This is a genomic window from Streptomyces sp. NPDC051172, from assembly GCF_040682555.1.
Lineage (GTDB): Bacteria > Actinomycetota > Actinomycetes > Streptomycetales > Streptomycetaceae > Streptomyces.
Genome location: NZ_JBFBBE010000003.1, coordinates 87,672 through 110,250, shown reverse-complemented (window position 1 = coordinate 110,250; position 22,579 = coordinate 87,672). Strand labels below are relative to the sequence as shown.

Here is a 22,579-nt window from a genome sequence, read left to right as displayed (position 1 = left end):
GGGTGGGGGTGAGGGGCGAGGCCCAATTAACTTAGGCAAGCCTAACCTAATATCTTTGGGTCCAATCCTGCCCCTCCCGTGACCGCCGTCACTCCTGTTCGCGCAACTGCTCCTCGCTCAGGCCCTGTCGCCAGTAGCCGACGAAGGTGACCCGCCGCCGGTCGATGCCACGCTCCTGGACGAGGTGCCGCCGCAGCTGCTTCACGCTTCCGCTCTCGCCCGCGATCCAGGCGTACGGGTGCTCGGCGGGCGGCAGTCGGTCGGTGCGCAGGGCGTCGAGGGCCATGGGGGACCCCTCGACGTCGCCTGCGCCCCGGACCAGCCAGGTGATCTCGGCGTCGGCCGCGGTCACCAGGTCCTGGATGTCCCCGGCGTCGTGCACCTCCAGCCAGACCCGGGCGCGGGCATCGGCCGGCAGCGACTCGAGGATCGCCGAGACGGCCGGAAGGGCGGTCTCGTCCCCCCAGATCAGCACCAGATCGGTGTCCGCGGGCGGCCGGAAACGGATCGCCCGGTTGTCCGCGACCGCGGGCCCGAGCACCACGACACGATCACCGGCGGCGGCTCGCGCGGCCCAGGCGGAGGCGGGCCCGGCCGGGGTGTGCAGCACGAAGTCGACGTCGATCTCGTCCGGGTCGTGGCGCAGGCTCCGCAGTGTGTACGACCGCATCACGGCCCGTACGCCGTCGGGCAGTTCACGCCAGGCCTGCCACCAGCCGTCGCCGAGTTCGTACGGTACGGCGGGCTCGCTCTGCCCCGGATGCGGGAGGAAGAGGGACAGGGACTGGTCCCGTCCGTGGGAGGCGAAGCACTTCAAGTCCTCCCCGGCGAAGGTCACCCGGACCAAGGACGGGCCGAGCCGCCTCGTCCGTACGACCCGGAGGGAGAAGAAGCGGAAGGGGGCGGCTACGGCGGTGGTCATATGGGCTCCTGAGTTGCCGTCAGGTTGTAAGCGAGGGGAGGCGCACTAGGCCTAGGGGCGCGGGGAACTGCGCGACCAGCCACATCGGACCCGCACATACCCACGGCCCCAAACGTTCAGCCGACCTTCTTCGCCTTCTCCAGCGCCTCGGCGAGATCAATGAGCAGCGGCGTGCACTTGTCGTAGGACAAGATCGGCTCGGGCGACCGCGAGATCACCTGCCCCGCCTTCACCGCCGGCAGCTTCTTCCAGGTCGCCTTGGTGATGTCGGCAGGCTGAATCGTCGACGACCGGTCGTCCATCATGATGACGTCGGCCTGGTACTTGTCGACGTTCTCCCAGCTCAACGACTCGAACCAGCCACCCCCCTTGGCCTTCGCCTTCTCCGGCGGCTCGACGAAGTTCACGCCGAGCGCCTTGAAGTACTCCAGGTCGATCGAGAGGTTCGTGCCGGAGACGTAGAAGAGCGCGTCGCTCGCGGAACCGGCCAGCACCTTGATGTCGGGCCTGGCCCTCGCGGCCCTGCGCAGCCGGGCGGCGGCGGCTTCGAACTTCTTCTTCGCCTCGGTGACCTTGGCCGCCGTCATGTCCGCGCCGAGTGACTCCGCGAGCGCCCACATGTGCTGCAGCGGCTCGGTCAGCCGACGGTCGTAGACGGAGATGCCGACGCTGGGTGCCAGTTTGGCGATCTTGTCCTTGGAGGCCTCGGGGACGTACCAGAGGGTGCCGGCGTCGTCGAACATCGTGGAGATGAGCAGGTCGGGCGCGAGGGCCGCGTACTTCTCGACGTTGAACTGGTCCCAGACGTTGCCGAGGATCGTGACCTTGCTGATGTCCATGTCGCCGGCCTGGACGTCGGGCTTGCCGTCCGCCGTCCTGGTGGGGCCGAAGACACCCTTGACGCTGATGCCGTAGTCGTGGAGGGCGGCGGCGACACCGGTGAACGCGACGATGTTCGTGGGCACTTGGTCGAGCTTCACGGTCGTACCGCGGTCGTCCTTGAACGACCAGGGGCCCTCCGCCGGGGGCGGGGATGCCGTGGCGGTCGTCCCGTTGCCGGAGCCGCCGCTTTTCGCGTCGTCGTCGCCGCAGGCCGCGAGCACGGCCCCGAGGCCGAGGGCGCCGCCCGCGGCGAGGATGCCGCGTCGGGTCGGATGGGTGGCTCTGGCGTTGGGCATGCTGTGGCTGCTTTCGAACGGGGCGGAACGCCCGCCGGACGACTTTGAATGTAGGTTAGCCTAACCTAACTCGATGTCCAGAGGTGTGGGCGTTCCGGTCCCGAACTGTCAGCGGCCTGCGGGCCGGAGCCGTGGTGCCTCGGCTGCGGTCAGCCGACCAGTCCCAACTCCCTTGCGATCAGCATCCGCTGGACCTCGCTGGTGCCCTCGCCGATCTCCAGGATCTTGGAGTCGCGCCACATACGGGCCACCGGGTACTCGTTCATGAAGCCGTAGCCGCCGTGGATCTGGGTGGCCTCGCGCGCGTTGTCCACGGCGACGGTGGAGGAGTGGAGCTTGGCGAGGGCGGCCTCCTTCTTGAAGGGGGCGCCGCTCACCAGCCGGGCGGCCGCGTCGCGCCAGGCAAGCCGGGCGGTGTGGGCCTTCATCTCCATGTCGGCGATCTTGAACTGGATGGCCTGGTTGGCGCCGATGGGGCGGCCGAAGGCCCGGCGCTCCTTCGCGTACTTCACCGACTCGTCCACGCAGCCCTGGGCGAGCCCGGTCGCGAGGGCGGCGATGGCGATCCGGCCCTCGTCGAGGATGCGCAGGAACTGGGCGTAACCGCGGCCCTTCTCGCCCAGCAGGTTGGCCGCCGGGACGCGGACGTCGGAGAACGACAGCTCACGGGTGTCCGAGGCGTTCCAGCCGACCTTCGAGTACGGGGCCGCCACCGTGAACCCCGGGGTGCCCGACGGGACGATGATCGAGGAGATCAGCGGTTTGCCGTCCGGCTTGCGGCCGGTCACCGCCGTCACCGTGACCAGGCCCGTGATGTCCGTACCCGAGTTGGTGATGAAGCACTTGGTGCCGTTGATCACCCATTCGTCCGTCTCCTCGTCGAGGCGGGCCGTCGTGCGGGTGGCTCCGGCGTCGCTGCCGCCGTCCGGCTCGGTGAGGCCGAACGCGCCGAGGATCTCGCCCGAGCACAGGCGGGGCAGCCAGTGCTGCTTCTGCTCCTCGGTGCCGAAGAGATGGATCGGCATGGCACCCAGGGAGACACCGGCCTCCAGGGTGATGGCCACGGACGAGTCCACGCGGGCCAGCTCCTCCAGCGCCACGCCCAGCGCCAGGTAGTCGCCGCCCATGCCTCCGTACTCCTCGGGGAACGGCAGCCCGAACAGGCCCATGCGGCCCATCTCGCGGACGATCTCGTAGGGGAACTCGTGGTGCTCGTAGAACTCGCCGATCTTGGGCGCCACGACGTCGTGTGCGAACTCCTCGACGGTGCGCCGGAGTTCCTCCAGCTCGGGTGAGAGTCGGTAGTCCATGGCTGTGATCACTGCTCCTGGTGGGAGAGGGCTCGGACGGTGCGGGACGGGCTGGGTCGGCCCAGTTGTTCGGCCATCCACACGCTGGTGGCGACGAGGCGGCCGAGGTCGACTCCGGTGTCGATGCCGAGACCCCGAAGCATCCACACGAGGTCTTCGGTGGCGAGGTTGCCGGTGGCGGACTTGGCGTACGGGCAGCCGCCGAGTCCGCCGGCGGAGGCGTCGACCGTGGTGACGCCGTACTGGAGGGCGGCCAGGGTGTTGGCGAGGGCCTGGCCGTAGGTGTCGTGGAAGTGGACGCCCACCTTCTCGACCGGGACGTCCAGGTCGGTCAGCAGGGCGCGTACGTGGCCCGGCGTCGCGACCCCGATCGTGTCGCCGAGGCTCAGTTCGTCGCAGCCCATGTCCAGCAGAGCCCTGCAGACCCGGACCACCTGGGGGATCGGGACGGCCCCTTCCCAGGGGTCGCCGAAACACATGGAGAGGTAGCCGCGGACATGGACCTGCTGGGACTTGGCGCGGGCCACCACCGGCTCGAACATGGCCAGCGCCTCGTCGACCGTGCGGTTGAGGTTGGCCTTGGCGAAGGACTCCGTGGCACTGGCGAACACCGCGACGCGACCGGCGCCGAGCGCCAGGGCGCGATCCAGGCCGCGTTCGTTCGGGACGAGAACCGGCAGGTCCACCGGCAGATCGCTGATCTGCGGGAACAGCTGCTCGGCGTCGGCGAGTTGGGGCACCCACTTGGGGTGGACGAAGCTCGTCGCCTCGATCGTCGTGAGCCCCGCGTCGGCCAGACGGCGGACGAACTCCGCCTTCACCTGAGTCGGCACCGTCGACTTCTCGTTCTGCAGGCCGTCACGCGCGCCGACCTCGTGGATGCGGACGCGGGTCGGCAGACCGGGAGCCGGTACGGCCATGGGCAGCGTCATTTCTCCTCCTCCGCCGGGTTCGCGACCGGTGTGATGACGGCGAGCACCTGGTCCATGGCGACCGTCGTGCCCGGGGTGACGTCCAGTTCGGCGACCGTGCCGGCGTGCGGGGCGGAGATGACGTGCTCCATCTTCATCGCCTCGACGACCAGCAGGCTCTGTCCTGCACTCACCTCGTCACCGACGGCGACCTTCACCACCGTGACCGTCCCGGGCATGGGCGCGGTGAGCGAGTCGGCGCCCGCATGCCGCGCACCCGTGAGGGACGCGGCGACCGGGTCGTGGTCGCGCACGTGCCAGACGTCGCCGTCGCGGCCGATCCAGTCGGCGGCGCGGTGGAAGGTGTGGCGGACGCCGTCGAGGGTGACGCAGACGGTGTCGTCGGTGAGGGCGTGGCTGCCGCGCGGCACGTACTCCACGGGGTCCTGCACCCGCAGGTGGAAGCCGACGGGCTTGGGCGCCCCGCCCAGCCGCCAGCCGCTCGGCACGGAGAACGGGTCGGTCCAGCCTTCCCCGCGCGGCTCCAGGGCCTCCAGCCGTACGGCCGCCGCCGCCTCGTACACCTCCTCCGGAACGTCCGTGGAGACGAGGCCGTCCACCTCCCGCTCCACAAGCCCGGTGTCCAACTCGCCCGCGACGACGGCAGGATGGGCCAGCAGCCGGCGCAGGAACCCGGCGTTGGTCTGCACGCCCAGCGTCACCGTCTGCGCGAGGGCGGCCCGCAGTTTCCGGATCGCCGTCTCCCGGTCCGGCCCGTACGCGATCACCTTGGACAGCATCGGGTCGTACAGCGAACCGACCTCCGTGCCCTCGCTGAGACCGGAGTCGGTGCGGACGCCGTCGCCCTGGGGCTCGCGCAGCCGCAGCACCGTGCCACCGGACGGCAGGAAGCCGCGGGCAGGGTCCTCGGCACACACACGTGCCTCGATCGCATGCCCGGTCAGCCTGACGTCGCCCTGCTTGTAAGGCAGTTGTTCGCCCGCCGCCACCCGCAGCTGCCACTCCACCAGGTCGAGGCCAGTGACCAGCTCGGTGACCGGGTGCTCCACCTGGAGCCGGGTGTTCATCTCCATGAAGTAGTACGAGGAGGGGTCGCCGCCCGGCACGATGAACTCCACCGTGCCCGCCCCGCGATACCCGCACGAGCGGGCCGCCTGGACCGCCGCCTCGCCCATCGCGGCCCGGGTCTCCTCGTCGAGGAGCACGCTGGGCGCCTCCTCGATGATCTTCTGGTGCCGGCGCTGCAGCGAGCACTCGCGCTCGCCCAGGTGCACCACGTTCCCGTGGCCGTCCGCCAGCACCTGGATCTCGATGTGCCGGGGCCGGTCCACCCACCGCTCGACGAGGAGCGTGCCGTCGCCGAAGGAGGCGCGGGCCTCGCGGCGGGCGGCGGCGATCTCGTCCGCCAGCTGCTCCGCGTCCCGCACCAGCCGCATGCCCTTGCCGCCACCGCCGGCCGACGGCTTCAGCAGCACCGGCATCCCGATCTCCCGGGCGGCGTCGGCGAGTTGGTCATCAGAGAGCCCGCTGCCGCTGGAACCGGGGACGACCGGCACGCCCGCCGCCTTCACCGTCTCCTTGGCGCGGATCTTGTCGCCCATGAGGGAGATGGCCTCCGCGGGCGGCCCGATGAAGACCAGCCCCGCGTCGGCGCACGCGCGCGCGAAGCCGGCGTTCTCCGCGAGGAAGCCGTATCCGGGGTGGACGGCCCGGGCGCCGGTGCGGGCGGCGGCCTCCAGCAGCCGCTCCACCGAGAGGTAGCTCTCGGCCGCGGGCGCAGGACCGATCCGTACCGCCGTGTCGGCCTCCCGGACGTGCCGTGCGTCGGCGTCGGCGTCGGAGAAGACGGCCACCGAGCGCACGCCCAGCGAGCGGAGCGTACGGATCACGCGGACGGCGATCTCGCCCCGGTTGGCCACGAGCACTGTGTCGAACATGGGTCCCCTCCTCACATCCGGAAGACGCCGAACTGGGGTTCGCCCAGCGGCGCGTTGGCGCAGGCGGTCAGCGCGAGGCCCAGCACCTGCCTGGTCTCCAGCGGGTCGATCACGCCGTCGTCCCAGAGCCGGGCGGTGGCGTAGTAGGCGTTGCCCTGGCGCTCGTACTGCTGCCGGATCGGCGCCTTGAAGGCCTCCTCGTCCTCGGCCGGCCACTCCTCGCCCTGCGCCTCCAGCTGGTCCCGCTTGACGGTCGCGAGGACCGAGGCGGCCTGCTCGCCGCCCATGACGGAGATCTTGGCGCCGGGCCACATCCACAGGAAGCGGGGCGAGTACGCCCGGCCGCACATCGAGTAGTTGCCCGCGCCGTACGAGCCGCCGACCACGACCGTCAGCTTCGGTACGCGGGTGCAGGCCACGGCCGTCACCATCTTGGCGCCGTGCTTGGCGATGCCGCCCGCCTCGTAGTCCTTGCCGACCATGAAGCCGGAGATGTTCTGCAGGAACACCAGCGGGATGCCGCGCTGGTCGCACAGCTCGATGAAGTGGGCGCCCTTCTGGGCGGACTCGGAGAACAGGATGCCGTTGTTGGCGACGATCCCGACCGGATGGCCGTGGATCCGGGCGAAGCCGGTGACCAGGGTCTGCCCGAACTCCGCCTTGAACTCCGCGAAACGGGAGCCGTCGACCACGCGTGCGATGATCTCGCGGACGTCGTACGGAGTGCGGGGATCGACCGGCACCGCGCCGTAGAGGCCGTACGGATCGACCTTGGGCTCCGCGGCCGCCGTGACCTGCCAGGGCAGCGGTCCGCGCGCGGGCAGTGTGGCGGCGATGTTCCGCACGATCCTCAGCGCGTGCGCATCGTCCTCTGCGAGGTGGTCCGTCACACCGGAGACCCGGGAGTGCACCTCGCCGCCGCCGAGCTCCTCGGCGGTGACCACTTCACCGGTGGCGGCCTTCACCAGGGGTGGGCCGCCCAGGAAGATGGTCCCCTGGCCCCGGACGATGACCGCCTCGTCGCTCATCGCCGGCACGTACGCCCCGCCGGCCGTGCACGAGCCGAGGACCGCGGCGATCTGCGGAATCCCCGCCCCGGACATCCGGGCCTGGTTGTAGAAGATCCGCCCGAAGTGCTCACGGTCCGGGAAGACCTCGTCCTGCATGGGCAGGAAGGCGCCCCCGGAGTCGACCAGGTAGATGCACGGCAGGTGGTTCTCCAGGGCCACCTCCTGGGCGCGCAGATGCTTCTTCACCGTCATCGGGTAGTACGTGCCGCCCTTGACGGTGGCGTCGTTGGCGACGACCACGCACTCGCGTCCGCTCACCCGCCCGATGCCGGCGATGACCCCGGCGGCGGGTGCGGCCCCGTCGTACATCCCGTCGGCGGCCAGCGGCGCCAGCTCCAGGAACGGTGAGCCCGGGTCGAGCAGCGTGTCCACCCGGTCCCTCGGCAGCAGCTTCCCGCGCGCGGTGTGCCTGGCCCGCGCCTTCTCGCCGCCGCCGAGCCGCGCCGCGGCCAGCTTGCCGCGCAGCTCCTCGACGAGCGCGCGGTGCGCCGCCTCGTTGGCCCGCCAGGCCTCCGACGCGGGATCGGCCGCGCTCGTCAGCTCCGGTGCCTCGTGCATCCTGCGGTCCCCTCACCCAGTGGTCGACTGTTAATGAGCGTTAACCATTTCCTTCAGGTTAACGACCGCTAACCTCCCTGTCTAGAATTACCTCCATGGCCACCAGAACCGACGCCCCCACCCGCCGCGAGCAGATCCTCAAGGAGGCCGCGCGACTGTTCGCCGAGCGCGGTTTCCACGGGGTCGGAGTCGACGAGATAGGTGCCGCCGTCGGCATCAGCGGCCCCGGTCTCTACCGCCACTTCGCGGGCAAGGACGCGATGCTCGCCGAGCTGCTGGTGGGGATCAGCGGCCAGCTGCTGACCGGTGCCAAGCGGCGCGTGGCGGAGGCGGACGGGGGCCCCGCGGACGCGGTCCTCGACTCGCTCATCGAAGGGCACATCGACTTCGCGCTCGACGACCGCCCCCTGATCACCCTGCACGACCGCGAGCTGGACCGCCTCCGGGACAGCGACCGCAAGCTGGTGCGGCAGCTGCAGCGGCAGTACGTCGAGCTGTGGGTGGAGGTGCTGCGGGAGGTCTATCCGGGCATCGCGGAACCCGCCGCCCGCTCCGCCGTGCACTCGGTCTTCGGCCTGCTGAACTCGACCCCGCACCTGGGCCGCCCCGGCTCGCTGCCGGGCCGCGGGGCGACGGCGGAGCTGCTGCACCGGATGGCACGGGGTGCCTTCGCGGCGGCCGCGGCGGAGTGACGAGCGTTACGGGATCACCTCTGGACGCCTCTCCTTACCCGCCGGTACCTTAGTGTTCTGAGCAAGCGCTTAGACACGGACTCAAAGACCAGGTGGAGGTGGCGGGAGTGCGCCGTACGGTGTTCAACGAGGACCACGAGGCGTTCCGGGAGACCCTGCGCGCCTTCATCGAGGCCGAGGTCGTCCCGGTCTACGACGAGTGGTTCGCCGCCGGCCAGGCGCCGCGCGACTTCTACTACAAGCTCGCCGAGCTCGGCGTCTTCGGCATCCGCGTGGACGAGGAGTACGGCGGCGCCGGCATCGACTCGTACAAGTTCGAGGCCGTGATGTACGAGGAGACCGCGCGCGCGGGCGTGCAGTTCGGCGGCTCCGGTGTGCACGTGCTGCTCGGCCTCCCGTACATCAAGATGCTCGCCACCGACGAGCAGAAGAAGCGCTTCCTGCCGAAGTTCGTCTCCGGCGAGGAGATGTGGGCCCTCGCGATGACCGAGCCGGGCACCGGCTCCGACCTCGCGGGCATGAAGACCACCGCCAAGCTGAGCGAGGACGGCACGCACTACGTCCTCAACGGCGCCAAGACCTTCATCACCGGCGGCGTCCACGCCGACCGTGTGATCGTCTGCGCCCGCACCTCCGCGCCCACCGCCGAGGACCGCCGCTTCGGCATCTCCCTGTTCGCCGTGGACACCAAGTCCGAGGGCTACTCCATAGGCCGCAAGCTGGACAAGCTCGGCCTGAAGACCTCCGACACCGCCGAGCTGGCGTTCGTCGACGTCAAGGTGCCCGTCGAGGACCTGCTCGGCGAGGAGAACAAGGGCTTCTACTACCTGGGCCACAACCTGGCGTCCGAGCGCTGGGGCATCGCCTTCGGCGCCTACGCGCAGGCCAAGGCCGCCGTGCGGTTCGCCAAGGAGTACGTCCAGGAGCGCACCGTCTTCGGCAAGTCCGTCGCCTCCTTCCAGAACACCAAGTTCGAGCTGGCCGCCTGCCAGGCCGAGGTGGACGCCGCCGAGGCGGTCGCCGACCGCGCCCTGGAGGCCCTCGACGCCGGTGAGCTGACCCCTGCAGAGGCCGCCTCCGCCAAGCTGTTCTGCACCGAGGTCGCACACCGCGTCATCGACCGCTGCCTCCAGCTGCACGGCGGCTACGGCTTCATGAACGAGTACCCGATCGCCCGCCTGTACGCGGACAACCGCGTCAACCGCATCTACGGCGGCACCAGCGAGATCATGAAGACGATCATCGCCAAGGACATGGGTCTGTAAGACCCGCGAAACCCCAGGAAACGACTGGCGGGTACAACTGTCTGCCATGAGCCAGGCACTACAGGACCTCCTCGATCTGCTCGACCTGGAGCAGATCGAGGAGGACATCTTCCGCGGCCAGTCCCGGTCCGCCGTCGTCCCCCGCGTCTTCGGCGGACAGGTCGCGGCCCAGGCGATGGTCGCCGCCGGGCGTACGGTCCCCGCGGACCGGCACGCCCACTCCCTGCACGCGTACTTCCTGCGGCCGGGCGACCCTGGCGCGCCGATCGTCTACCAGGTCGACCGCATCCGTGACGGCCGGTCCTTCACCACCCGCCGGGTGGTCGCCGTCCAGCACGGCAAGCCGATCTTCCATCTGTCGGCCTCCTTCCAGACGGACGAGGAGGGCCTCGACCACCAGACGCCGATGCCGGCGGCGCCCGACCCTGCCACGCTGCCCACCTCCCACGAGCGGCTGCGCGGCTACGACCACCTCGACCCCGCGGTGGTGGAGAAGTTCCTGGAGGCGCGCGAGGCCGTCGATCTGCGCTACGTCGAGGAGCCGCCGTACGGGAAGTTCGGCGAGCCGCGCGAGCCGCACTCCCAGGTGTGGTTCCGCACCAACGGCAAGCTCGGCGGTGCTGTTGACGAACCGCTGCTGCACGTCGTCCTCGCCACCTATGTCTCCGACATGACCCTGCTCGACTCGGTGCTGCTCGCGCACGGCCGGGGCGGCTGGGCCGTCGGTGACGTGGTCGGAGCCTCGCTCGACCACGCCATGTGGTTCCACCGGCCCTTCCGCGCCGACGAATGGCTGCTCTACGACCAGGAGTCGCCGACGAGCCACGGCGGCCGCGGGCTCGGCCAGGCCCGGATCTACACGCAGGACGGGCAGCTGGCCATCTCGGTGATCCAGGAAGGGCTGGTCCGGGTCCCGCGGTGACGGGACCCCCGGACCGTCAGGACAGGCCCGCCTCCGCCAGCAGATACGCCGTCATCGGGTCGTAGTGGCGCGGGCTCGGCACATGGTCGTCCAGCGGGACCGTCACCTGTACGGTGCCCTCGGCCTCGGCGAGGAAGAGCGCCGGGTCGTTGCAGTCGGCGTAGCCGACGGAGTCGACGCCGTGCTGGCCGGCGTAGCCCGCCCAGCCGTGGTCGGCGACGACCAGGTCCGGCAGCGGGCGGCCCTCCTCCTCGAGCGCCGTGAGGATGGCCTTCATCGGCTCACCGGAGTGCGTGTGCCACAGGGTGGCCCCGTGCTCCAGGACCGCCACGTCCGCGAGCTGCCACACATACCCCTCGTCGGTCTGCAGCCCCTCCGGGATCACCACGATCTCGCAGCCGGCTCGGCGCAGTGCGGCGGCCGTGGCGCGGTGCACGTCGAGCAGGCCGCCCGGGTGGCCGGTAGCGAACAGCACCCGCTGCTGCCCCTCGGCCGCCTTGCGCAGCCGGGCCGCCATCCGCTCCAGAGCGCCCACCGTGAGCTCGGGGTCGATGGTGTCCTGGCCGTACCGGTACTCGGGATCGTCGTTCACACCCACCCGCTCCGCCATCACCGCGAGCACGTCCTGCTCGTCGGCCCACCGGTCGCCGAGTTCCAGCCCGAGCCAGTAGTTGCGGACGCCGTTCGCGAGCTGGCGGTAGTGGGAGAGGTTGTTCTCGCGCGGGGTGGCGACGTCGCCCGCGATGCGGGTCTTCACAAGGTGCTCGAGGAGCTCGGCGCGGCTGGGTGTCCCGGGTATCGGCATGAAACCCATTGTGAGGCAGTCGACTGTGCGATTCCCCGGCGTCCGGCGCGCTGGGACGCGCGTCACGTACTCAGCGACATGGGCCTGCGTACCCATTGCTGTCGTACCTGTTGCTGCCGTACTTACTGCCGTCGCAGTGCGAACCACAGCTCCATGCGTACGTCAGGGTCGTCCACGTCCGTGTCGAGGAGTGCGGCGCAGCGGGCGATGCGCTGGCGGACCGTGTTGCGGTGGACGGACAGGGCGACGGCCGTACGGTCCCAACTGCCGTGCAGGGAGAGCCAGGTGCGCAGGGTCTCGGTCAGCGCGGGGGTGCCCGCGATCGGGGCGAGGAGCGTACGGGCGTGCGCCGCGGCCTCGTCGGAGGGCACCAGGTCGGCGAGGCCCGTCCGGTCGCCGTGCCGGACCAGGGCCGTGCGGGTGGCGCGGGCGCGGGCCAGCGCGCGGGCGGCCTGGGTGTCGGCGGACGGCCACCCGGACGGGGCCGAGGCGGCGCTGACGCCCAGCGTCCAGCCCGGCTGCGCGACCGGTTCGCGGTCGGCGGGCACCAGGACCCGTACGACCTCCTCGGCCAGGTCGACCAGGGGCGAGCCGAGGGCCGCGCCCAGCGCCGAAGCGGCCACCGGGTCGGGCGCCTGGGCGTCCGGCCGGGCGTGCACCACCAGCCAGGGGCCGGGCCCGAGGAGGGCGGCCACGTCCGCCGGCGGCGTCCCCAGCAGCAGCCGTACCAGCGCGGACGACCGTGCCGCCCCCCTGCCGCTCTGGTGCTCGCCGGTGAGGAGGGAGAGCAGGACGGCGGCGACGGAGGCGATGGTGTGATCGCCGGGTTCCCGCTGCGGCGCCGCGACCCCGAGCGCGAAGCCCTGCCCGGCGCCGAGGGCGTAGGCGGCGAGGTGGGTGCCGGCGGCCGTGTCGGTGGCGGAGGTGGGCGTCCCCGGACCGGAGGGGCGTACGACCTGCGCGAGCCGGGCCAGCGCCTCCCGGACGCCGGTCTCCACCGGACGCCCCGCGGAGGCGATCTCCGCCGCCTCCGGCCCGAACAGCACCGCCCGGCCGCCCACTCGTTGGGCCAGCTGCCGCAGCACCGACGGCACCGGGTCCGGGCGGGAGGCCGCCGCCGCGAGGCTCTGCTGGGCCTCCGTCACACGGCGCAGTTCGGCGAGGCGGGCCTGGGCCATCAGCTGCCAGACCGCGCGGGCGACGCCGGAGAACGTGGTCTGCTCAGGGACCTCGACGAGCGGCAGCTCGTGCGCGTCGCACGCCGCCACCAGCGCGCGCGGTACCGAGTCGTGCACGGGAGCCAGACCGAAGCCGAGGGCCGCGCCGCCCGCCGCGACGATCCTCGCCACGTAGTCGTCGAAGTACGTGCCGGAACCGGCGGCCTCCGGGACATGGACCCCCGCCGTCAGCAGCAGCTCCCCGCCCAGCAGGTACGGGTACGGGTCGGCCATCTCCGAGGTGTGCGCCCAGTGGATGACGATGCCGGGATCGGCCGGCCCCGCGATCTGCCGGAGGGCCAGGTCCTCGCGGGCCAGAAGTGCCGAAAGAGGCACGGGTGGCGTGGGTGGCGTGGCGGGATCCGCGGGGTCCGGCATGGTGTGCGCTTCCTCCACCTCGTACGGCTCGAATGGATGAAACGTACACTTCGCAGTCGCTTTTCAGCCACCTAGTGTCAGTGCTCATCACCCGCCGGCGAGACCGAGCGAAGGAGGGCCCCGTGGCCATCGACTACACAGTGATCGTCGTCTATCTGGCCGGAATGCTGGCCATGGGCTGGTGGGGCATGCGCCGCGCCAGGTCGAAGAGCGAGTTCCTGGTCGCGGGGCGCCGCCTCGGGCCCGCCATGTACTCCGGCACCATGGCCGCGATCGTCCTGGGCGGCGCGTCCACCATCGGCGGCGTCGGCCTCGGTTACCAGTACGGCCTCTCCGGCGCCTGGATGGTCTTCACCATCGGCCTCGGGCTGCTCGCCCTGTCCGTCTTCTTCTCCGCCCGCATCGCCCGCCTGAAGGTCTACACCGTCTCCGAGATGCTGGATCTCAGGTACGGCGGCCGCGCGGGCGTCATCTCCGGTGTGGTCATGTGGGCGTACACCCTCATGCTCGCGGTGACGTCCACCATCGCGTACGCCACGATCTTCGACGTCCTCTTCGACATGAACCGCACCGTCGCGATCGTCCTCGGCGGCTCGATCGTCGTCGCGTACTCGACGCTCGGCGGCATGTGGTCGATCACGCTCACCGACATGGTGCAGTTCGTGGTGAAGACGATCGGAGTGCTGCTCCTGCTCCTGCCGATCGCCGTCGTGAAGGCGGGCGGCTTCAGCGAGATGAAGGCCAAGCTGCCCACCGCGTACTTCGACCCGCTGGGCATCGGCGGCGAGACGATCTTCACCTATGTCCTGATCTATACGTTCGGCATGCTCATCGGGCAGGACATCTGGCAGCGCGTCTTCACCGCCCGCAGCGACACGACGGCGAAGTGGGGCGGCACGGTCGCGGGCACCTACTGTCTCGCGTACGCTCTCGCCGGCGCCGGCGCCGGCGCCGTCATCGGCACGGCCGCCAAGGTGCTGTACCCGAGGCTGGGCAGCCCGGACGACGCCTTCGCGACCATCGTCAAGGACGAACTCCCGGTCGGGGTGCGGGGGTTGGTGCTGGCGGCCGCCCTGGCCGCCGTGATGTCGACCTCGTCCGGCGCGCTGATCGCCTGCGCGACCGTGGCCAACAACGACATCTGGTCGCGGCTGCGGGGAGCCGTACGGCGCTCCGAGGGCGAGTACGACGAGGTGAGGGGCAACCGCGCCTTCATCCTGATCATGGGCCTCGCGGTGATCGGCACCGCGATCGCGCTCAACAACGTCGTCGAGGCGCTCACGGTGGCGTACAACCTGCTGGTCGGCGGACTCCTCGTCCCCATCCTCGGCGGGCTGCTGTGGAAGCGCGGCACCGTGCAGGGCGCCCTCGCCTCGGTGATCGTCGGCGGCGTCGCGGTCATCGGCCTGATGGCGGGCTACGGCATCCTCGCCAACGAGCCCGTCTACTACGGTCTTCTGTCGTCCCTCGTCGCATATGTGGCGGTCTCCCTGGGGACGAAGCCCACGGACGAGCTTGTCCTCGCCACCTGGCGCGAGCGCCTCGCGGGACGGTCCTCCGAACTCGCGTCCGAACCGGTCCCGGCTCCCCGGTAGAGTCGTACGAGAATCAGTACTTATCCCTCCATACGCGACGAAGCGTAGGAAAGAAGGCATCAGCCCATGAGCAGTAACGAGACGCCCCGCGGCCCCGTCGACTCCTCCCGCATCCCGCGGTACGCCGGACCCGCGACCTTCGCCCGGCTGCCCCGCCTCGACGAGGTCGGCCGCGCGGACGTCGCGGTCGTGGGCGTCCCGTTCGACTCCGGCGTCTCGTACCGGCCGGGCGCCCGCTTCGGCGGCAACGCGATCCGCGAGGCGTCCCGGCTGCTGCGGCCCTACAACCCGGCGCAGGACGCGTCCCCGTTCGCGCTGGCACAGGTGGCGGACGGCGGGGACATCGCGGTGAACCCGTTCAACATCAACGAGGCCGTGGAGACCGTCGAGGCGGCGGCGGACGAACTGCTGGGCACGGGCGCACGCCTGATGACCCTGGGCGGCGACCACACCATCGCGCTCCCGCTCCTGCGCTCGGTCGCGAAGAAGCACGGCCCGGTCGCCCTGCTGCACTTCGACGCCCACCTCGACACCTGGGACACGTACTTCGGCGCCGAGTACACGCACGGAACGCCGTTCCGGCGGGCCGTGGAGGAGGGCGTCCTCGACACCTCGGCGCTGTCGCACGTGGGCATCCGGGGGCCGTTGTACGGAAAGCAGGACCTGGCCGACGACGAGAAGATGGGCTTCGGCATCGTGACGTCGGCGGATGTGATGCGGCGCGGCGTGGACGAGGTGGCCGACCAGCTGCGGCAGCGCATCGGCGACCGCCCGCTCTACATCTCGATCGACATCGACTGCCTGGACCCGGCCCACGCGCCCGGCACGGGCACACCCGAGGCGGGCGGCATGACCTCCCGTGAGCTGCTGGAGATCCTGCGCGGCCTGGCCTCCTGCAACCTGGTCTCGGCGGACGTCGTCGAGGTGGCGCCCGCGTACGATCACGCGGAGATCACGTCGGTGGCCGCGTCCCACACGGCGTACGAACTGACCACGATCATGTCCCGGCAGATCGCCGCGACCCGCACGGAGAACAAGGGGACCGAGGGCAAGTGACCCACGACCACGACCTGGAGCTGCGCCCGACTCCGGCGCAGATCTCCGCCGCTCTGAACCCGCCTCCCGGCCGCAACGGCGGAGACCTGGTCGTGGAGACGCTGACCGGACTCGGCGCGACGACGGTCTTCGGGCTGCCCGGCCAGCACGCGCTGGGCATGTTCGACGCGCTGCGCCGGTCGGCGCTGCGGTATGTGGGCCTGCGGGTGGAGAACAACGCGGGGTTCGCGGCGGACGCGTACGGCCGGATCACGGGCGAGGCGGCGCCGCTGTTCCTGTCCACCGGCCCGGGAGCCCTGACCTCCCTGGCCGCGCTGCAGGAGGCGGTCGCGGCCTCGGCGCCGGTGCTGGCGATCAGCAGCCAGATCCCGACCGCGGGGCTGGGCGGCGGCAGGCACGGTTATCTGCATGAACTCCCGGACCAGGCGGCCTCGTTCCGGGGCGTGGTGAAGTCGGTCCACACGGTCCGCACCCAGTCCCAGATCCCCTCCGCGATCGCGGCGGCCTGGAAGTCCGCGCTGACCGCCCCGCACGGCCCGGTGTGGGTGGAGATCCCGCAGGACGTACTGCTGGCGCAGACCTCGCTGCCGGTGGTGACGGGGGTGGACGCGACACCGGAGGAGGTGGTGCCGCGCCCCGAACTGACGGCGGTGGCCGCCGACCTGCTGTCCCGTGCGGCCCGCCCGGCGATCATCGCGGGCGGGGGAGTGGTACGGGCGGACGCCTCGGGCAAACTGCGGCAGCTGGCGGAGGTGCTGCAGGCGCCGGTGGTGACGACGCCGGGCGGCAAGGGCGCCTTCCCCTGGGAGCACCCCCTCTCCCTCCAGTCCTGGATCGAGGACCGCCACACGACGGACTTCCTGGAGGACGCGGACGTCCTGCTGGTGGTCGGCTCGGGCCTGGGTGAACTCTCCTCGAACTACCACACGTTCAAGCCTCGGGGCAGGGTCGTCCAGATCGAGGCGGATCTCGGCAAGCTGGAGTCGAACCACCCGGCGCTGGGGATCCACGCGGATGCGCGACCGGCGTTGCAGGCGCTGCTGGAGACGGTGGAGGAGCGGGAGGACGCAGGCGCCGCCGAGCGTGTGCATGAGGTGCTGGGCAAGGTGGCCGAACGTATCGCCTCTCAGGAACTCACCCTGGAACAGGACGTGTTGACCTCCGTCCGCCGGGCGCTGCCCGCCGACTCCCCGTCCTTCTGGGACATGACCATCCTGGCCTACTGGGCCTGGTCGGCCTTCGACGCCAAGGGCCCCAACCTCCTGCACTCCGCCCAGGGCGCCGGCGGCCTCGGCTACGGCTTCCCGGCGGCCCTGGGAGCAGCGGCGGCCGACCCGACCCGCCCGGTGCTGGCGGTTTCGGGGGACGGCGGAGCCCTGTACTCGATCGCGGAGCTGGCGACGGCACGCCAGTACGACCTGAACGTCACCTGGCTGATCATCGACGACGCCGGCTACGGCATCCTGCGCGAATACATGACCGACGCCTTCGGCGAGGCGACGGCGACCGAGTTGTCCCGGCCGGACTATGTGGCGCTGGCGGAGTCCTTCGGGGTGCCGGGGGTGCGTACGACGCCGGAGACCCTGGAGGCGGACCTGGCGAAGGCGCTGGCGTCAGCCGGCCCGTCCGTGGTGGTGCTTCCGGCGGTGCTGCGGATGTTCGCGGCGACGCATCTGGGCTGACGGAGGGTCACTGCGGGGCGTGGCCGATCCACGGACGTCGTGCGAGGAAGACGAACTCCCTGCCCGGCCGGTCGGGTGCGTCGCGTACGCCCTCCACTGCGTAGCCCTGCGAGAGCAAGTCCGCCTCGACCTCGTGCCGTTCGCGGAAACGCAGCGTCGAGTCCGACGTCAGCACCTGCCCGGTCGCGGCGAACACATAGGTCCAGCGGAACGACACCAGTGGCCCGCTCACCTCGGTCAACCGGACCCAGCTCTCGACCGCGCCGACGTCCGGAATCTCCGTCACCGTGTAGGAGTCTTCGCGGTTCCATTCCTCCCAGGCGCGTCGGGCCGGATCCCGGGTCTCGAACACCAGTCGGCCGCCCGGTCGCAGCGCGCTGTACGCCCCCTTCAGCGTCTCTTCCCACTCCTGGGCGTCGACGATCTCCTGGGCGACATTCGCCGTCATGGTCGCCAGGTCGGCCTGCAGCGGCGGGAGTGCTGTCGCATCACCGCAGATCCAGCGCACCCGTTCGCTGCCCGGTTTGGTCCGGGCGACATCGAGGGATGCCCTGGCGGGATCGCAGCCGACGGCCTCGATCCCGCGATCGGCCAGGAGGAGTGCGAACACGCCCGTCCCGCAGCCGATGTCCAGAACCCGACGGGCCCCGAATTCCTCCGCCATGCGGACGTAGGCGTCGAGATCGCTGCGGTCGGGGTCCAGTTGGTCGTAGATCGCGGCAAGCTGTGGATGCGTGAAGCACTCGTCGGCAGCCATGCTGCCGAACCTAGGCGGAGCCGGCCGTTGCGGGCCACGGAATTTCCCCGGCCCCGCCCCACGTCACCGACCTGCCGACCTACCAGATCGCGTCCACCCACTCCGGGTGGTCGATGAACGGGTTGCGGTTGTGCTGGTAGGTGTCGTAGATGACCTGGTTGCGCTTCTCCTCGAAGGCGCTCGGCGGGTCTTCGTCGTTCCACTGCTTGAGGACCGAGAGCTTGCCGATGTACGGGGCGGAGCCGTTGTTGACCTTCTCGTCGGGCTCCAGGTCGGGGAAGCCGTCGCCGCCGTCGTAGCGCACGGCCATGTAGAGGATCATGCGGGCGACGTCGCCCTTGTCCGCGTCGCGCGGCTCGAAGGAGTCGGAGTCCGTGAGGCTGCCGCCGCCGTTGCTGACGCTGCTGCCGCCGTTGTCGAAGTCCTTGTCGCCGCGGATGCTGTTGACCGTGACGTCCGCCGGGCGCAGGTGGTGCAGGTCCGTGCCCGGGCCGGTCGCGGTGCCGAAGTCGCCGTGGGACTTGGCCCAGACGTGCTCGCGGTTCCAGTCGCCGGTGTCGCCGCCGTTGAGGGACTTGGCGCGGGAGACACCGCTGTAGAGCAGGATGACGTTGTTGCTGTTGTTCGGGTCCTGGTCGGTGACCTTGAGCGCGTCCCAGACCGCGTCGTACGAGATCTTCGTCTGGCTGCTGATGATCGTGTGGAGGGACGACTTCAGGCTCGCGCCCGTCTTGCCGATCGCGTTCTTGTAGTACGTCGAGTCGTAGTCGGTCGTCGTGGCGGCGGCCGAGGACGCGGTCAGGGCCGGGGCGGTGAGGCCGACCAGGACGGCTGCGGTGGCCCAGGCCACCGACTTCCAACGGCGGGTGCGTGTCGCCGGCATGTGGGGGTCCCATCTACGCGGGTTGAATGGAGGCGGCAAGAAAGGAGAGTGACATGGACATGAGGTCCACCAGGTAAACGGAACGTAAAAAGGGGGTCCCGACCATGTGGTCGGGACCCCCTCGGTGTCGGAGCCCGTCAGCCGACGTCCGACGGGTCCAGGCGGTAGAGGGAGGACGAGTTCGTGCTCGACGCCGAGGTCGACTTCGATGTCGAGGCCGACGTCGAACTCTTGCTGTACTCGCTCTCCTTGACCGCCGTGCCGTGCTGCTTCACCCAGTTCGACACCTCGGTGCTGAGGTTGTTGCCGCCGCCGGGGCCGCCGCCCATGCCGCCCCGCATGCCGCCGCTGCCGATCTGGATGTAGTGCAGCTCGCCCTTCTTCACCAGCTCCTTGAGCTCGGCCACCGTCATAGCCTTGTCGGAGCCGGTGAAGCCCCACATGGAGATGACCGGCTCCTTGGCGCTCAGCTCGATCTGTGCGGCGCTCTGCGAGTTGGACACCGCCAGCAGCCACTTGGCGCCGTCCTGGTGCTTCTTCAGGTACGAGATGAGCTCGCTGTCCGCGCCGCCCATGCCGCCGGGGCCGCCGCCCATGCCACCGCGGCCGAAGGCGCGCTGTCCAGACTCACTGCCCAACTCGCCGCTCCCGCCGGTGGGTTGGCCGCCTCCGGGCAGCTCACCGTTCCCGCCGCCCGGCATCATTCGACCGCCGCCGGGCAGCTCGCCGTTCTTGCCCTGCTGGGCGCCGCCGGGGAAGCCGCCCGCCTGGTTGCCGCCGTCCTGCCTGGTGCCGCCGGGCAGCCCGCCGCCGCCCGGGAAGCGGCCGCGGTTGCCGCCGCCTCCGCCGGGTCCGCCGAAGCCGCTTCCGGTGGAGGGGCCCGCCGTCGGGTTGGTGCCGCCCATCCTGCCTCCGGAGGAGCCGAAGGCCGGCGAGGCCGCGTATGCCGTCGGGCCCGCCAGGGCCGCGATGACCGCCGCCGCCAGGGAGGCTGTCAGCAGCCGGGTGCGGGAGCCGGATCGGAGGACCAGCATGCCCACGATGCCCGCCACCGTCAGCACGCCGACCGTCGGCCACAGCCAGCTGTTCCAGCCGGAGGCGCGACGGAGCAGCACGATCGCCCAGATGCCGGTGACGCCGAAGGCGGCCGGAAGAACCCATGCCCAGCGCCTGTCGGCGCGGAAGGCGTCCAGCAGCATCACGCCACCGCCGCCGCACAGCGCCGCGATGCCCGGGGCGAGCGCGGTCGTGTAGTAGGGGTGCATGGTGCCCTGGGCGGTCGCGAAGATGACGTAGTGGAGGACGGTCCAGCCGCCCCACAGGACCAGTGCCATCCGCTTCAGGTCCGTGCGCGGGGCGCGACCGCACAGCACCAGGCCGGAGACGAGGGCGATGCCCGCGAACGGCAGCAGCCAGGAGATCTGGCCGCCGAGGATGTCGTTGAACATCCGGCCCAGGCCCGCGGAGCCGGAGAAGCCGCCGCCTCCGCCACCGCCGCCTCCGCCGTTGCCCTCGCCGCCGAGGACACGGCCGAGGCCGTCGTAACCCATGATCAGGTTCCAGGCGGAACCGTCCGTGGAGCCGCCGATATAGGGCCGGTCGGAGGCCGGGACCAGCGAGACGGCGACGGCCCACCAGAAGCTGGAGACGGCCAGCACGACCGCGGCAAGCAGCAGGTTGACGATGCGCTTCATCCAGGGAGCCCTCGACGCGTAGAGGTAGAGCGCGAAGACGGCCGGTAGGGCGATCCAGCCCGCGAGCAGCTTGGTGTTGAAGGCGAGGCCGAAGCAGGCGGCCGAGCCGAGCAGCGGCAGCAGCTTCTCGTCACGGGTGGCGCGGAACGCCAGCGCCGCGCCCGCCACCATGAGGAAGACGAGCAGGGTGTCCGGGTTGTTGTCGCGGTTGATGGCGACGGTGATCGGGGTGAGCGCCAGCACCAGCGCGGCGACGGTTGCCGCGCCGTGGCCCCACACCCGCTTCACGGTGGTGTGCAGAATCCAGATCGTGGCGAGGGCCACCACGATCATCGGCGCCATCATCTGCCAGGTGCCGAAGCCGAAGACGCGGCACGACAGACCCATGACCATGAGCGCGAACGGCGGTTTGTCGACGGTCAGGAAGTTGCCGGGGTCCAGCGACCCGAAGAACCACGCCTTCCAGCTCTGCGTGCCCGCCCAGACGGCACCGCTGTAGAAGGTGTTCATGCTGGAGCCGGAGAGGTTCCAGGCATACAGGGCAGCCGCCAGAGCGAGAATCGCGATCAGCGCGGGCAGCGACCAGCGGGGCGCCTTGTCCGGGGGCACCGCGGGTGGGGCCGGCGGCGGCCAGTCGGCGGACACGGCTTCGGTGGTGTGGGGGAGTGGATCGGTGGCAGAGGTCACGAGCGCATCGTGCAAAGGCGGAGTGAGTGCGCGCTGTGGCGAACCTGGCTCCCGGCTGTGAATCGCCAAAGGCCGCGGTAACGCCTCGTACCGCTCTTGCCCAACGAGCCCGCTGATGCGTACAACCATTCAGTCGAACCCGTGCGTCAACAGGGGCATGACTCAACGGACTTCCACCAGACGCGCCAGAGCGCTCACCACCGGAGCCCTCGGCCTCGGCGTCCTCATACCCGGCGTGGCCGCCGCCTCGCCCGCCGCCGCAGCTACCACACCGGCCGTCAGCTGTACGTCCTCCAAGGCCGCGCTGGCCACCAAACTCCAGAAGGACATCACCGCCGCCCTCGCGAACCGCACAGGCACCGTCTCGGTGGGCCTCTACGACCGCTCCACCAACACGACTTGTTCGCTCAGAGCCACTTCTTCCTACGACTCCGCGAGCGCCGTGAAGGTCGCCGTCCTCGCCACGCTGCTGTGGGACGCGAAGAAGCACAACCGCTATCTGACCGACACCGAGGCCTCCTTGGCCAAGGCCATGATCACCAAGTCGGACAACGACGCGACCAGCAAGCTCTGGAAGCAGCTCGGCCTGACGAAGATCAACGGCTTCCTGAGCGCCGCCGGCATGACGAAGACCGTCCCCGGCGCGAACGGCTACTGGGGCCTGACCCAGATCAACGTCACCGACGAGCAGAAGCTGCTCAAGCTGATCACCGCGCCGAACACGGTCCTGAGCGACAACTCCCGGGCGTACATCCTGAAGTTGATGAGCCAGGTCATCTCCTCGCAGCGCTGGGGCACACCGTACGGAGCGCCCTCCGGAGTCTCGGTCCACGTCAAGAACGGCTGGCTGCAGCGCTCCACGCACGGCTGGCGGGTGCACAGCCTCGGCACCTTCAGCGGGGGCGGCCACGACTACATGATCACGGTGCTGACGTGGGGCAACAGCACCATGAAATACGGCATCGACACCATTCAGGGTGTGGCGAAGGTGATTCACAGGGATCTCGCCGCGAGTTGACCTCTCCCGGTCTCCCGCCCG

Annotated in this window: 18 protein-coding genes; 7 read left to right on the top strand and 11 right to left on the bottom strand. The window is 70.6% G+C overall.

Features of this window, described 5'->3' with window-relative positions; all coding sequences use genetic code 11:
• Positions 1 to 88: 88 nt before the first annotated feature.
• The 6 genes from AB0N07_RS02750 to AB0N07_RS02725 form a co-directional block, all read right to left on the bottom strand.
• Positions 89 to 922 (bottom strand): siderophore-interacting protein, encoded by an 834-nt coding sequence (locus tag AB0N07_RS02750; protein ID WP_365831359.1) that lies wholly within the window; start codon positions 920 to 922, stop codon positions 89 to 91.
• A 116-nt stretch (positions 923 to 1,038) separates the two neighbouring features.
• Positions 1,039 to 2,100 (bottom strand): ABC transporter substrate-binding protein, encoded by a 1,062-nt coding sequence (locus tag AB0N07_RS02745; RefSeq protein ID WP_365831357.1) that lies wholly within the window; start codon positions 2,098 to 2,100, stop codon positions 1,039 to 1,041.
• Between the two features lie 149 nt (positions 2,101 to 2,249).
• On the bottom strand, positions 2,250 to 3,410 hold the full coding sequence (locus AB0N07_RS02740; RefSeq protein WP_365831355.1) for an acyl-CoA dehydrogenase family protein: 1,161 nt from the start codon (positions 3,408 to 3,410) through the stop codon (positions 2,250 to 2,252).
• Between the two features lie 8 nt (positions 3,411 to 3,418).
• Positions 3,419 to 4,342 (bottom strand): hydroxymethylglutaryl-CoA lyase, encoded by a 924-nt coding sequence (locus AB0N07_RS02735; protein WP_365831353.1) that lies wholly within the window; start codon positions 4,340 to 4,342, stop codon positions 3,419 to 3,421.
• Positions 4,339 to 6,279, bottom strand: a complete 1,941-nt coding sequence (locus AB0N07_RS02730; RefSeq protein WP_365831351.1) for an acetyl/propionyl/methylcrotonyl-CoA carboxylase subunit alpha — start codon at positions 6,277 to 6,279, stop codon at positions 4,339 to 4,341. The genes AB0N07_RS02735 and AB0N07_RS02730 overlap by 4 nt, the downstream gene beginning before the upstream one ends.
• An 11-nt stretch (positions 6,280 to 6,290) precedes the next feature.
• The gene (locus tag AB0N07_RS02725) at positions 6,291 to 7,907 is read right to left on the bottom strand and encodes a carboxyl transferase domain-containing protein (protein ID WP_365831349.1); all 1,617 of its coding nucleotides are present in this window, start codon (positions 7,905 to 7,907) and stop codon (positions 6,291 to 6,293) included.
• 95 nt (positions 7,908 to 8,002) lie between these two features.
• Between AB0N07_RS02725 and AB0N07_RS02720 the strand changes: the two genes are divergently transcribed.
• The 3 genes from AB0N07_RS02720 to AB0N07_RS02710 all read left to right on the top strand — a co-directional run bounded on the left by AB0N07_RS02720 (position 8,003) and on the right by AB0N07_RS02710 (position 10,786).
• Positions 8,003 to 8,599, top strand: a complete 597-nt coding sequence (locus AB0N07_RS02720; RefSeq protein WP_365831347.1) for a TetR/AcrR family transcriptional regulator — start codon at positions 8,003 to 8,005, stop codon at positions 8,597 to 8,599.
• 107 nt (positions 8,600 to 8,706) lie between these two features.
• Entirely contained in the window at positions 8,707 to 9,864 is a 1,158-nt protein-coding gene (locus tag AB0N07_RS02715) for an acyl-CoA dehydrogenase family protein (RefSeq protein WP_365831345.1), read from the top strand.
• A 46-nt stretch (positions 9,865 to 9,910) separates the two neighbouring features.
• Positions 9,911 to 10,786, top strand: a complete 876-nt coding sequence (locus AB0N07_RS02710) for an acyl-CoA thioesterase II (RefSeq protein WP_365831343.1) — start codon at positions 9,911 to 9,913, stop codon at positions 10,784 to 10,786.
• 16 nt (positions 10,787 to 10,802) lie between these two features.
• Here the strand turns inward: AB0N07_RS02710 and AB0N07_RS02705 are convergent, their stop codons facing one another.
• Both AB0N07_RS02705 and AB0N07_RS02700 read right to left on the bottom strand, forming a co-directional pair.
• Positions 10,803 to 11,591 carry a phosphatase gene (locus AB0N07_RS02705; protein WP_365831341.1) on the bottom strand — a complete coding sequence of 263 codons (789 nt, stop codon included), beginning with the start codon at positions 11,589 to 11,591 and terminating at the stop codon, positions 10,803 to 10,805.
• Between the two features lie 122 nt (positions 11,592 to 11,713).
• On the bottom strand, positions 11,714 to 13,186 hold the full coding sequence (locus AB0N07_RS02700; protein WP_365831339.1) for a PucR family transcriptional regulator ligand-binding domain-containing protein: 1,473 nt from the start codon (positions 13,184 to 13,186) through the stop codon (positions 11,714 to 11,716).
• 122 nt (positions 13,187 to 13,308) lie between these two features.
• On the opposite strand from AB0N07_RS02700, the gene AB0N07_RS02695 reads away from it, so the two are divergent.
• The 3 genes from AB0N07_RS02695 to AB0N07_RS02685 all read left to right on the top strand — a co-directional run bounded on the left by AB0N07_RS02695 (position 13,309) and on the right by AB0N07_RS02685 (position 17,519).
• On the top strand, positions 13,309 to 14,781 hold the full coding sequence (locus AB0N07_RS02695; protein ID WP_365831337.1) for a sodium:solute symporter: 1,473 nt from the start codon (positions 13,309 to 13,311) through the stop codon (positions 14,779 to 14,781).
• A gap of 66 nt (positions 14,782 to 14,847) precedes the next feature.
• Positions 14,848 to 15,837: an agmatinase gene (gene speB, locus AB0N07_RS02690; RefSeq protein WP_365831334.1), complete on the top strand. Its 990-nt coding sequence runs from the start codon at positions 14,848 to 14,850 to the stop codon at positions 15,835 to 15,837.
• Positions 15,834 to 17,519: a thiamine pyrophosphate-binding protein gene (locus AB0N07_RS02685; RefSeq protein WP_365831332.1), complete on the top strand. Its 1,686-nt coding sequence runs from the start codon at positions 15,834 to 15,836 to the stop codon at positions 17,517 to 17,519. Before speB ends, AB0N07_RS02685 begins: the two co-directional genes overlap by 4 nt.
• A 7-nt stretch (positions 17,520 to 17,526) precedes the next feature.
• Here AB0N07_RS02685 and AB0N07_RS02680 read toward each other — a convergent pair whose 3' ends face one another.
• From AB0N07_RS02680 to AB0N07_RS02670, 3 genes are all read right to left on the bottom strand, one after another.
• The gene (locus AB0N07_RS02680) at positions 17,527 to 18,276 is read right to left on the bottom strand and encodes a class I SAM-dependent methyltransferase (protein WP_365831330.1); all 750 of its coding nucleotides are present in this window, start codon (positions 18,274 to 18,276) and stop codon (positions 17,527 to 17,529) included.
• 79 nt (positions 18,277 to 18,355) lie between these two features.
• Entirely contained in the window at positions 18,356 to 19,159 is an 804-nt protein-coding gene (locus AB0N07_RS02675; protein ID WP_365831328.1) for an endonuclease, read from the bottom strand.
• A gap of 137 nt (positions 19,160 to 19,296) precedes the next feature.
• Positions 19,297 to 21,540 carry a glycosyltransferase family 39 protein gene (locus tag AB0N07_RS02670; protein ID WP_365831326.1) on the bottom strand — a complete coding sequence of 748 codons (2,244 nt, stop codon included), beginning with the start codon at positions 21,538 to 21,540 and terminating at the stop codon, positions 19,297 to 19,299.
• A gap of 157 nt (positions 21,541 to 21,697) precedes the next feature.
• Between AB0N07_RS02670 and AB0N07_RS02665 the strand changes: the two genes are divergently transcribed.
• Positions 21,698 to 22,558, top strand: a complete 861-nt coding sequence (locus AB0N07_RS02665; RefSeq protein WP_365831324.1) for a serine hydrolase — start codon at positions 21,698 to 21,700, stop codon at positions 22,556 to 22,558.
• The last annotated feature ends 21 nt before the right edge of the window (positions 22,559 to 22,579 follow it).